This is a genomic window from Mycoplasma sp. HS2188 (genome assembly GCF_025209835.1).
Lineage (GTDB): Bacteria > Bacillota_I > Bacilli_A > Mycoplasmatales > Metamycoplasmataceae > Mycoplasmopsis.
Genome location: NZ_JAOAOI010000010.1, coordinates 15,943 through 28,182, shown reverse-complemented (window position 1 = coordinate 28,182; position 12,240 = coordinate 15,943). Strand labels below are relative to the sequence as shown.

The following is a 12,240-nucleotide window of genomic DNA, read 5'->3' as shown; positions in this document are numbered from 1 at the left end:
GAGGATGGGTAAAAGCATAAAAGTTGAAGACTTAGTCAAAATAATTATTGTCAAGCCAAAAGTTGATGAACAGACAAAAATATGCAAATTGATAAACAACGTAGATTATGTCATATCACTTCTTCAGCGTAAGTTAGAAAAGCTAGAAAATATAAAAAATACACTTCTTGAGAAGATGTTTGTTTAAATTCTGTACGTATATCTGTTTGATATACGTTTTTTATTTAATTTTGATAGTTTACAAAATTACACTGAAGAAGTGATATTGATGTTTTTATGCCTTCAAATAGAATTCCGATTTTATTTTCTTCAATTTTGGAGGTTGTTCAAACATTAAGAGAATTTAAATCATTAAATAGAATTGCCGGAATAGTGCTGCTATTCGAGATTCAATAATTTTTTCTTAGAATTTGTTTTAAATCCAAATAATAAAAATATAGAGACAAATTTTTATTTTCTTTAAAATCCAGCGAAAATACTGAATTTCCCGCCCAAAAACGTTCTTTTATTATATTTGTATATCCCGCCGCCCCTCTACTCGAAATAATTATTTTATTTTTTTCTTGATTAAATTTTGATGATTTTCCCATAAAAGTCATGCCACCATTGTACACTGGATATTTGTTATTATCATTAAGTTCTCATTTGGGAACAAAGTCGCCAGAATAAACGCTAAAAATATCGCCTACCCTTTTTTGTTCTCAAGTGTTCGCTGTTTTTTGTATAATTTCAAAATTTTCAGCAGTTTTTTCAACAAATTTATTCATAAAATCAATGTATTGTCTGATTTTAAGCTTACACTGAAGAAGTGATATGTGGTCTTCTGTCTTTAAAAAAAGATTGGATATTTTCTTTTGTTCGTCTTTAGAACAGCTAAAAACCATTGCGTTTTTGTAATCACTATAATATAAATGTGGAATTAATGTTCCCTTTTTCAGGGAACTAAAGTCAATATTTTGTAATAAATAATATAGAAATCTTGTTTCGATATTGTCCTTTGAATAAATGGCACTATTTGTCGAAATAAACCAGTTTTTAGCGGGTAAATAAAACAATTCGCCTACCGATCCGTCAACAGAAATAAGTACTGAATCTGATTTTGTATATCATTTATCATTGAACCCGAAAAAAGAATTGACACTATATACAGGATATTTACCTCTTGTCTTCAAATCATTTATTGATATTGTTGTTTTTTGTACTCTTGATACAAGGTCATCTACCCTTTTTTGTTCTCAAGCGTTCGTTGTTTTTTGTATAATTTCAAAATTTTTAGCAGTTTTTTGAACAAATTTACTCACAAAATCAACAAATTAACAGGTTTTTGGCTTACACTGAAGAAGTGATACAACCATATTTAATGAATTTATTAATATAGAAATCTTATTGGATTCTTCACTTAACGACGGAATGCATATTTTAATTTCTGCCATAACATTGTTCATTAATTTTGGTATTCCGGCACTTGCAACGTGTTTATAAGCGACATTATTTAATGCATGTGCAACGGCATTATTTGTGTAGTTTATTTTGCCTAACAAAACACCAGAAACATTAGTTGAATAGAATTTTCCGGGTCTAAACACAACTTTTCCCGCACCTGCTCCATCTGTAGTTCAAGTTATAGCTGTATCAAATAAGTACTCTGTATGATATCCCAAAAGCCCATTATTAACGGTCTTTGAAGAATACACAGGATAGATATATTTTGATGATTTTATAGGAGAAAGTTTTGTTGTCGATATTACTTCACCACGTGTTATTTCAAATATATCACCTACCCTTTTTTGTTCTCAAGCGTTCGTTGTTTTTTGTATAATTTCAAAATTTTTAGCAGTTTTTTGAACAAATTTACTCACAATATCAATGAATTAACCGGTTTCTAATCTACACTGAAGAAGTGATATGTTGTCTTCTGTGTTCAAAAATACTGGATATTTTCTTTTGTTCATTTTCAAAACAACTAAAACTATTACATTCTTGTAGTGAATATAATGCAGATGTGTAATTAATGTTCCCTTTTTCAAGGTATTAAAGTCAATATTTAATAATTGAATGTGTTATCAATTCTTTTATTTTTCCTTTTTTTCCGGAAAAAAAGTTGATTTTTTAAATAAAATTGATAAATTTAAATCAGAATAAGAATTGTTTTAGTATTTGTTGTAAGTAAGTGTTTATTTTAATTTAAAAATATTAAGTTCTTATTTATTTTATTTAATAAAATTAAATAAACAAACATAGGGAGTTTATATGAAAAAAACAATAAGAGATATTGATCTTAAAAATAAAACAGTAACAATTAGAGTTGATTTTAACGTGCCAATGAAAAATGGTGTTATTCAATCAAATGAAAGAATTGTGGCTGCTTTAGACACAATTAAATATGCTATTGCAAATGAAGCTAAGGTAGTTTTACTTTCACACTTAGGTAGAGTAAAAAGTGAGAGCGATTTAGAAACAAAAACATTGCTACCCGTTGCTAACGAGTTATCAAGATTATTAAAGAAAAAAGTTTACTTTTCACCTTCAACTAGTGGTGCTAACCTTGAAAATGTTGTTGAAAAATTACAACCTGGCGAAATTTTATTAGTCGAAAACACTAGATTTGAAGATTTAAACGAAAAAGCAGAAAGCAAAAACGCAGATTGATTAGGCGAACAATGAGCGAAATTTACTGAAGTATTTATTAATGATGCCTTCGCCACAGCTCATAGATCACACGCTTCAAACGTTGGAATTAGTTCGAGAGTTAAAGAATCGGGTGTTGGATTGTTAGTTGAAAAAGAACTAAACGCATTTGACGCTGCTTTTGCCAATAATTCTCAACCATTTGTAGCAGTTGTTGGTGGAGCAAAAGTTAAAGATAAAATTTCTTACTTAACAAAATTAAGTCAAAAAGCGGACAAAATTTTAATCGGTGGGGCAATGGCCTATACATTCCTAAAATCAAAAGGTTTTGAAATGGGTAAATCTCTTGTCGAAGATGAACAATTAGAATTTGCTAGAGAATTGATGCAAACATCAAAAGCCAAAATTGTTTTACCATTAGATAACGCAAGTGTTATAAGTTTTGACGACACTGAATCAATTTTTTCTGAAGATCAAAACGTTTCACCTGAGCGTGACGGAATTGATGTTGGTCCTAAAACTGTTGAATTATTCAAAAAAGAATTACAAGATGCTAAATTAATCTACTGAAATGGTCCATTGGGTGTATTCGAAAAAGACTTTGGTTCATTCGGTACTAGAGAAATTGGACTAACAATTGCAAATTCAAATGCATACACAATCATTGGTGGCGGTGACACAATATCAGCTAGTGAAAAATTCAATTTTAAAGATAAAATTAACCACGTGTCAACTGGTGGTGGTGCTAGCCAACAATATCTTTTAGACCACTTTTTACCAGCAATTGATGCTATCCAAGACAAATAGTTATTACCTTAATTATTTTGCTTAATATTCAATAAACAAACACAATTGATTGAAATCAAGTGTGTTTGTTTTTATTGAGTAAAACGAATATCCATTAGGTTAATTAGCTAATTTTATTTAAGTTCAATGTTTATAGACTTTAATTTACCCATTTAACTAAAATTAATATCGGTTTTTATTATTGATATATATATATATATATATATAATTTATTTACTGTGATGTAGTTATTATAAAATGGAGATATTAAATGAGTAATAGTAAAAATTTCAATCTTTTTCTAATGGATGGTGATGTTACAGGAAGAATAAAATGCACGATGGCAAATTGAACTGGGCTTGCGTTCAAGGTTCCGAGACTATATCTTGACAAAAGCAAAGACAGACAAGATTTAAAACAAAGCGGTGTATATTTTCTTTTTGGTAAAAATGATGATGATGAAGATCAAGTGTATATTGGTCAAGCCGGAATTCGTAAAAACGGAGAAGGTATTCTTTTTAGAGTTATGGAACATTTAAAAGATCCGGATTATTTCAACGAAGCTGTTATTCTTACTACTCAAAATAACTCTTTTGGACCGACCGAAATTAGTTATCTTGAAAATAGATTTACCAATATGGCCTCTTCTGCCGATAGGCTACACGTAATGAATTCAAACGACCCCAACGCTGGTCACGTGACTGAAGAAAAAGAGTCAGAATTAGAGGATTTTGTTGAATATTCAAAAATGGCTCTCGGTGTTTTGGGTTATAAGGTTTTTGTGCCTGTTGTTAAGCAAAATATCGAAGATAATAACGATAAAGATGAAGATTTAATGCTTCACCTTTCTGTTGCTGTTGAAGATTCTGGAACTAGTGTTAATTATGAAGCTAATTGTTTGAGAACAAGTGAAGGTTTCGTAGTCCTAAAAGGGAGCGCAATTCGTCTGTCTCATTCCGTGTCCTTGCCTAAATCACTAAAAGAAATTAGAGATAAATGTAGAGCTAATAATGAAATAGTTGATGGCAAATTAACTAAAAATATTCTTTTTAATAGTCCCTCGTATGCATCGTCGTTTGTGTTAGGCAGATCTTCAAATGGAAGAGTTACTTGAAAAACAGTTAAAGATAATATTACCTTGAAAGAATTTGAGGAAAGACAAAATATTGATGAATAAAAATAGAAATATTGATCCAACTTATATCGCAAGGGTCCCGAAAGCAAAATAAAAACAAAAAATTTAAAAAAAATGAAATTAAGAATATGCTCTTAATTTCATTTTTTTGAATAAATTTATAGACAAATACAAAGAATTTTGCTTAGTTATTCGATAATTGCTCAGCATAACTAGCTGCGTATTCGCCCATTATTAAGGTAATTTTGTTCGAAGACATAAATACGCCAGTAGCAAGCTTATTATTCATAATTTGACTTGCTTTTACTAATTCTTTTTTATCAACAACAATAAATAATCTTGAACCACTTGCTTTGGCACTGGTTATATTTTCTCTCCCCCCTAATAAATTAACAAGACTATCAATTTTATTTTGTGAAACAACAATATTTTGTTTTCCTGATAAAATGCGTTGATGTTTTTTGTTCTTCAAATATCAAAACAGTCAGCAAAAACCTAATGTAATAATCGTTAAAACTACAATAATGAATTTATCTTTTTTCGTCATAGTTTTATTATACTAATATTAATATATATGTGGTAGATATTTTAAAGCAATATAATATAATTAAACCGTATTTTATATGGAGGTTAATATGAAAAAATTAAGACTAATTAGTGGTATTAAACCAACTGGTGACTTAACTTTAGGTAACTATATCGGTGCTCTAAAAAACTTTGTTAAAATGCAAGATGATTATGATGCTTATTATTTTGTTGCCGACTTACATGGTCTAACTACTGGCGGTGTTGATCCTAGCGAAAATATTAGAGCTCGCAAGGAAATTGTGGCAATGTATTTAGCTTGTGGTTTAGATCCGCAAAAAAGTACAATTTTTTATCAATCTGATATTTACGAACACGCATATGCTCAGTGATTAATGACTTCAGAAGTTTCGCTGGGGGAATTGAGCAGAATGACTCAATTTAAGGATAAGGCGCAAAAATTGGAAAAACAAGACAATGGTACTGAAAAAATTCCTGTCGGTTTATTGATGTATCCAGTATTAATGGCTGCTGATATCTTGATTTATAACGCTGATGTTGTACCGATTGGTGAAGATCAAAAACAACATATGGAATTAACTAAAATTATTGCCGAAAGATTGAATAAAAGATACAAAACTCAATTCAAATTACCTAAGGGTGTTATTCCACCTGTGGGAGCACGTATTAAATCATTAACTAATCCAGAATCAAAAATGTCTAAAAGTGATAAATCAGTTAAAGGGACAATTTATTTACACGATAATCCTGATGTTGCTTACAAAAAAATTATGAAAGCAGTCACTGATTCAGAAAATAAAGTTTATATTGCCGACCATAAGCCGGGAGTATTGAACTTATTGAATATTTACGCATCATTAGCGGAAATAACACTCGAAGAAGCGGAACAAAAATTTAAAGACGCAAATTATGTTGAATTTAAAACAGCAGTAGCCCAAATTGTTAAAGATGAGTTGATTAAAATTCAACAAAATTACGAAAAAGCCAAATTACACATTGACCAAATCGTTGCACAAGGCGCACAAAAAGCTAAATTAATTTGTGAGCCAATTGTTAAAGACTTAGCAACTAAAATGGGTTTTAACTAGAGGTATTTATGAAAATTAAAGCAAACAAATTATTAAATCATACTTGCTCACACTTATTAGGGGCAGCAGTTGAAAAATTATATCCAGGTGTAAAACTTGGTTTTGGACCAGCAACCGATGAAGGTTTTTATTATGATTTTGAATTCAAAGAACCTATCAGTGATCAAGAATTAAATAAAATTGAAAAATTAATGAAAAAACTTGCTAGTCGTAACTTAGTCACAATTCAAATTGACGAAAGCGAGTATGATTTTACTGACAAACCATATAAAAAAGAGTTATATGATGAACTAAAACAAAAAGGCGAAAATATAACTTTTTACGCTTTACAAGATCCATTGAATAAAGAAATAGTATTTAAAGATCTTTGTGCTGGTGGCCATGTCGAAAGTACAAAAAACATGAAAAACTTTAAACTACTTTCTTTAGCCGGTGCTTATTGAAGAGGCAATTCAGACAATATTCAGTTAACTAGAATTTACGGTACTGCGTGAGAAAATAAAGATGAGCTGGACGCATATTTAGAACTTTTAAAAGATCGTAAAGAAAGAGACCATCGTAAAATAGGTAAGGAAATGAAAATTTTCACAGTGCATCCTTTAACCGGCCAAGGTTTCCCAATCTGACTTGAAGATGGAATGTATATTCACAATGAAATTCGCAATTTAGTATTGAAAATGGATAGAAAATACGGCTTTACTGAAGTTTTAACTCCTCATTTTGGTAATGAAGAGTTATACAAAATATCTGGTCATTTAGCCCATTATAAAGATGATATGTTCGCACCTTTGATTGTCGAAAAAGAACGTTTAATTCCTCGGCCAATGACTTGTCCGCACCACAATATTTGCTACGGACTGGAAAAAAGATCATATCGTGACTTACCAATCAGATATTCTGAACAATCACAACTTTATCGTTACGAAAAATCTGGGGCTTTAACTGGCCTTGAACGTGTGAGAGGAATGCTCTTAACTGAGGGTCATTTATACGTGAGAGAAGACCAAATTTTTGACGAAATTGTTCGAATGTACAATCAAATTGATGAAACTTTAAAAATCTTTAAAACCCAAATTAGTTTTATTTCACTTTCACTTAGAGATCCTAACGATAAAGATAAATATTTCAATGATGATGAAATGTGAAACAAAAGCGAAAAAATGCTTAAAGACGCTTTAGATTCAATGAATGTTAAATATGAAGCAATTCCAGGCGAAGCAGCATTTTACGGACCTAAAGTTGATATTCAAATTCACACAGCATTAGGACATGAAATTACTGTGGCTACAATTCAGTTAGATTTCCTACAACCAATGAGATTTGACTTAAAATACACTGATAAAGACGGCAATGATACTCGTCCGGTAATGATTCACCGTGGCTTAATCGGTACATATGAACGTTTTGTTGCAATATTATTAGAACAAACTAAAGGAGTATTACCATTCTGATTGGCGCCTAAACAAATAACTGTTATTCCAGTTAATTTAGAAGAAAACTTGGCCTATGCCAAAGAAATTACTGACGAATTATTTGCCCATGATTTTCGAGTAAAATTAGATGATAGAGACGAAAGATTGAACAAAAAAATTCGTGAAGCCCAAATTTCTAAATCGAAATATCAAGTGATTTTAGGTCAACAAGAAACTATTGATAAAACAATTTCGTACCGTAAATATGGTGAAAACGAAACTTATACAGTGACATTAAATGAGTTTATCTTAATGTTAAACGATCTAAAAGCTCATCATGAATAAATACGCACCACTACGCGCAGTATTTTATATTTCCTTCGCTTTTGTTTTGCCTTTGCTAATTATTTGACTAATCGCAACTAAAGACTTCAATAACCAAATCATAACCAATAAAAATATCATTATTTTTGTACCAATATCAATATTTTTAATAGCAACATTAATTAATGTTATCCTAGTTAAATTCAATATCTTAGAAATCAAATCATTGAATTTTTCAATACCGATAGGGATTTTATTTTTGAGTGTTATCTTGCTTTCTTTAAGTGCACTAACGGTTTTTTGAAAGCTTTTAATTGCGATTGGAATTGTGATTCCGATGACATTAATTGTCAATATAATAACTGGCAAAATTGAAGATTTTCTGGAAAATAAAGCAAAACAAATTAAACCCCAAAATGAGGTTTAATTTGTTTTTTTTATGAAAACACAGCAATATTAGCCTTGTTATGAGTAAAGATTAATAAAACATTTTTTCTGCATAATTTTATATGCTATTATTTAAGTTATATATTAATCTTAATTTATGAAGAGGTGAAATGTTAAAAGTTATTGAACATCCGTTAATTTCTATAAAACTAACTAATATGCGTGATAAAAATGCTGATCACTCAGTATTTCGTCAAAATTTAAACGAAATAGCATCATTAATGGTTTACGAAATTATGCGTGAATACCAAACTAAACCGAAAACTGTTATTACTTCGCTTGACAAAGAATTTGCCGGTAAAACTTACGACAAAGAAATTGTTATTGTGCCAATTTTAAGAGCAGGTTTAGGAATGACAGAAGGATTATTGCAATTAATGCCTAAGGCACGTGTGGGACACATCGGGTTATATCGTGATGAAATCACTCACCAACCCGAAACATATTTTTACAAAATGCCCGAAGTTCCTAAAGATAGTTATATTATTGTTGTTGATCCAATGCTGGCTACTGGTGGTTCAGCAGCTGATGCAATTCAAAAATTGCGCTCAGATGGCTTTAATAATATTCAATTATTGTGTTTAGTGGGTGTGCAAGAAGGTGTTGATAGAATAGTTCAACAATTTGGCGAAGATTTTAAAATCTATCTAGCAGCTCTCGACCCAAAACTAAATTCAAATAAATATATTGAACCAGGTTTAGGAGATGCTGGTGACCGCATCTATGGTACGAAATAATGCGTTACAATTCTAGAAGGACTATTTTTAAAATAGTTTTAAGCGGTTTATTTTTAGCTTTGGCAATTATTACTGATTTTATCGGTTCTTTTTTACCATTTAACTCGTTTCTAAAATTTAATTTTTCATTAGTTTTTTCTTTAGCGGCATTTAGACTTTTAGGATTTAGATGGGGATTATTAATACTGATAGGAATTTTTGTAATTGGCCCTTCCTATTCTGCCCTAGGTTATGATCCTGCCGGATTATTAGGTCAAGGTATGCTAATTATTTCCCAAGCAGTATTTATTCTATTTTATTTGCTAATTTTTAAATTATTTAAGGAATTATTGTCGAATCATAAACACAGTAAAAGAGAAATTTATGCAAATTTAATTGCTTTTACTATTTCTACATTTTTGGCAAGTATTGCCTTGACACTGATTAATTTATTTATTGCCACACCTGCCTTTTTCTATTTATTTAAATATTTACCTAACGCTAGTTTTTGAACTTTATATAAAAATTATGAAGCAAACTTTAAACCATTTTTTTTCTTTATACCGAATTACTTTTTAGGTGGTTCAGTTGTGTTTATGAGTTTCAATTTAGCAAATTACTTAATAAACTCAATCTTTTTATTCGGCATATTCGCCACTTTTGCTCGTAGCAGCTTTATTTATCATTTGAACAATTAACAAAACAAAAAGGATAGCATTATGACAAAAAAATTTAATTATAATCAACAAGAAGTTGAGTTAAAGTGACAAAAATATTGAGATGAAACTCAATATTCAATTCCTTTAGATAATTCAGATAAACCTAAAAAATATATTTTGAGTATGTTCCCATACCCATCAGGAAATATCCACATGGGACATGTTAGAAATTATTCAATTAGCGATGTAATGGCACGTTATTACCGCCGTAAAGGTTTTAATGTTTTACACCCATTTGGTTGGGACGCTTTTGGTTTACCGGCCGAAAATGCAGCTGTTAAACATGGTATTCATCCTAAAAAATGAACCTATGAAAATATTGCAAAAATGAATCCGCAATTAAAAAGATTAGGTATTTCGTTTGCGTGGGGGGATCGTGAAGTTATTACGAGCGATCCCGAGTACACTAAATGAGAACAAATGTTATTTATCCAAATGTGGGAAAAAGGTTTAGTATACCGTAAAAAATCACCACTTAACTGGTGTGAAAATGACCAAACAGTCCTTGCTAACGAGCAAGTTATTGATGGTTTTTGTTGACGTTGTGATCAACCTGTGGTTCAAAAAGAAATGGAACAATACTTCCTAAAAATTAAAGATTATGCCCAAGAGTTGCAAAATGATTTAAACACACTTACAGATCACTGACCTGAAAAAGTGTTAACAATGCAAAAAAGATGAATAGGTTTTGAGCACGGAAATAAAGTTGAATTTGACATTTTTTGTGAAGATCAAAAAATAGACACTTTGAGTATTTTTGTTAAAGATGTAGAAGAGTTAAAAACATTTGATTTCTTTTCAATCTCTGCATCTCATCCGCTAGTGCAAAAAATGACTAATCTTGGATTAATCAGTCAACAAGAGAGTGAATTTATTGAAAAAATTCAATCAAGAGCCATTGCTAAAGATTTTTCACAGCAATTAGGACTAAAACTTAATATTTATGCTAGCTCAAGTTTAAATTCGCATAAATACCCAGTAGTAGTTAGTGATTTTGCTTCAATAGGTGCTAGTGATCGTGTTGTTCTTGTGAATGGTAATAAGCTAAAAAGTCATTACGAGTTTGCTTTAAAAAATAATCTGCCAACACAACAAAACAATTTTGAAATAGATAGCACTAATTTAGAAAAAGACGCCCAAATGAACTTGCGAGATTGAGGTATTTCTAGACAAAGATATTGGGGAGCACCGATCCCTATGATTCATTGTGAAGTTTGTGGAGTAATACCTGAATCAATTGCTAATTTACCAGTTTCTTTACCTGAAGAAGTTGATTTCACAAAACCGGGTAATCCATTACAAACCAATCCTGAATGATTAAATGTTAAATGTCACCAATGTGGAGCTGATGCAAAACGTGAAACAGACACCTTTGATACATTCTTTGAATCAAGTTGATACTTTTTAAGATACACCGTGCCACCTAAATTACGTTCACAAGTTGCTATAGATAAGGTTTCTTCAAAATACTGAGGTCAAGTTGACGAATATATTGGTGGTGTTGAACACGCAATTTTACACCTATTATATGCTCGCTTTTTCAATAAAGTTTTAGCTGATTTAGGTTATGTAGATTTTAGAGAACCCTTCGCTAATTTATTAACACAAGGAATGGTGCTTAAAGATGGTGCTAAAATGTCAAAATCTAAAGGTAACACAGTTAGCCCTAATGATGCGGTCGCTAAATATAACGCCGATACATTAAGACTATTTATTTTATTCGCCGCCCCACCTGAAAAAGAACTTGAATGATCAACTTCAGGGATTGAAGGTAGCAGTAAATTTATTCAAAGATTGATTGAAAAAGCAGCAAAACTAGATGTTGTAGATTTCAAAAACATTGATGTATCAAAACTGAACCAAGATGAAAAAAATGCACGTCGCAAACTTTACTTAGGATTGAAAAAACAAGAAGAAATATTTAATGATCGTCGCAATGGCTACTCATTTAATACATTAATTGCTTGATGTATGGAAACAATGAACGCCTATGACAAAGTTGATTCTAACCAATTAAATACTGAGTTTTTCTATGTGATATTAAATCTATTAGAACCTTTTATACCTCACTTAGCATGAGAATTATCATCAAGATTTTTTGATTTAAAAAACCTTTATGATTTTGATATCGACCATAAGGCATTAGAATCAGACACTATTAATTATGGTGTTACAATTAATGGTAAAATGCGTGGTCAAATTAGTGTTGATAAAAACGAAAATGTTAAAGATACAGTAATTACTAAAGCAAAACTTGAAGTATCAAATTGGTTAAAAGATGCTGAAATTGTTAAAGAAATTTTTGTCCCAAATAAAATAGTAAACATAGTTATAAAGGCTAAGTAAGCCTTTTTTCTATTTATATGCAACTAAAATAATAAATTTTCACAATTTTTTTTATTTTTAGCACTCTAACTCGCTTTGTGCTAAAATATATTC

General features: G+C 30.5%; 11 protein-coding genes and 1 pseudogene. 9 read left to right on the top strand and 3 right to left on the bottom strand.

The window, feature by feature from the left end; genetic code table 4:
• A pseudogene (locus N1F73_RS03165) lies at nucleotides 1–187 on the top strand (restriction endonuclease subunit S); the annotation flags it as partial.
• Between the two features lie 37 nt (nucleotides 188–224).
• On the opposite strand, the gene N1F73_RS03160 reads toward N1F73_RS03165, so the two are convergent.
• Nucleotides 225–1,301, bottom strand: coding sequence for a restriction endonuclease subunit S (locus N1F73_RS03160; protein WP_260360077.1), 1,077 nt, complete (start codon nucleotides 1,299–1,301; stop codon nucleotides 225–227).
• Nucleotides 1,302–1,313: 12 nt separating this feature from the next.
• Nucleotides 1,314–1,859, bottom strand: a complete 546-nt coding sequence (locus N1F73_RS03155) for a restriction endonuclease subunit S (RefSeq protein WP_260360076.1) — start codon at nucleotides 1,857–1,859, stop codon at nucleotides 1,314–1,316.
• A gap of 391 nt (nucleotides 1,860–2,250) precedes the next feature.
• Here N1F73_RS03155 and N1F73_RS03150 point away from each other — a divergent pair, with 391 nt between their 5' ends.
• The gene (locus N1F73_RS03150) at nucleotides 2,251–3,435 is read left to right on the top strand and encodes a phosphoglycerate kinase (protein WP_260360075.1); all 1,185 of its coding nucleotides are present in this window, start codon (nucleotides 2,251–2,253) and stop codon (nucleotides 3,433–3,435) included.
• Nucleotides 3,436–3,685: 250 nt separating this feature from the next.
• Nucleotides 3,686–4,591: a GIY-YIG nuclease family protein gene (locus tag N1F73_RS03145; protein WP_259290486.1), complete on the top strand. Its 906-nt coding sequence runs from the start codon at nucleotides 3,686–3,688 to the stop codon at nucleotides 4,589–4,591.
• A gap of 142 nt (nucleotides 4,592–4,733) precedes the next feature.
• Here N1F73_RS03145 and N1F73_RS03140 read toward each other — a convergent pair whose 3' ends face one another.
• The gene (locus N1F73_RS03140) at nucleotides 4,734–5,096 is read right to left on the bottom strand and encodes a PTS sugar transporter subunit IIA (protein ID WP_260360074.1); all 363 of its coding nucleotides are present in this window, start codon (nucleotides 5,094–5,096) and stop codon (nucleotides 4,734–4,736) included.
• A gap of 88 nt (nucleotides 5,097–5,184) precedes the next feature.
• Between N1F73_RS03140 and trpS the strand changes: the two genes are divergently transcribed.
• The 6 genes from trpS to N1F73_RS03110 all read left to right on the top strand — a co-directional run bounded on the left by trpS (nucleotide 5,185) and on the right by N1F73_RS03110 (nucleotide 12,147).
• The gene (trpS, locus tag N1F73_RS03135; protein ID WP_260360073.1) at nucleotides 5,185–6,183 is read left to right on the top strand and encodes a tryptophan--tRNA ligase; all 999 of its coding nucleotides are present in this window, start codon (nucleotides 5,185–5,187) and stop codon (nucleotides 6,181–6,183) included.
• A gap of 8 nt (nucleotides 6,184–6,191) precedes the next feature.
• Nucleotides 6,192–7,940, top strand: a complete 1,749-nt coding sequence (gene thrS, locus N1F73_RS03130; protein ID WP_260360072.1) for a threonine--tRNA ligase — start codon at nucleotides 6,192–6,194, stop codon at nucleotides 7,938–7,940.
• Complete coding sequence (locus N1F73_RS03125; protein ID WP_259290490.1) at nucleotides 7,933–8,346, top strand: MAG3450 family membrane protein; 414 nt, start codon at nucleotides 7,933–7,935, stop codon at nucleotides 8,344–8,346. Before thrS ends, N1F73_RS03125 begins: the two co-directional genes overlap by 8 nt.
• 130 nt (nucleotides 8,347–8,476) lie before the next feature.
• Nucleotides 8,477–9,103, top strand: coding sequence for a uracil phosphoribosyltransferase (gene upp, locus N1F73_RS03120; RefSeq protein ID WP_259290491.1), 627 nt, complete (start codon nucleotides 8,477–8,479; stop codon nucleotides 9,101–9,103).
• Complete coding sequence (locus N1F73_RS03115) at nucleotides 9,103–9,780, top strand: MPN527 family putative ECF transporter permease subunit (RefSeq protein ID WP_260360071.1); 678 nt, start codon at nucleotides 9,103–9,105, stop codon at nucleotides 9,778–9,780. The genes upp and N1F73_RS03115 overlap by 1 nt, the downstream gene beginning before the upstream one ends.
• Before the next feature lie 21 nt (nucleotides 9,781–9,801).
• Nucleotides 9,802–12,147: a leucine--tRNA ligase gene (locus N1F73_RS03110; protein WP_260360070.1), complete on the top strand. Its 2,346-nt coding sequence runs from the start codon at nucleotides 9,802–9,804 to the stop codon at nucleotides 12,145–12,147.
• The last annotated feature ends 93 nt before the right edge of the window (nucleotides 12,148–12,240 follow it).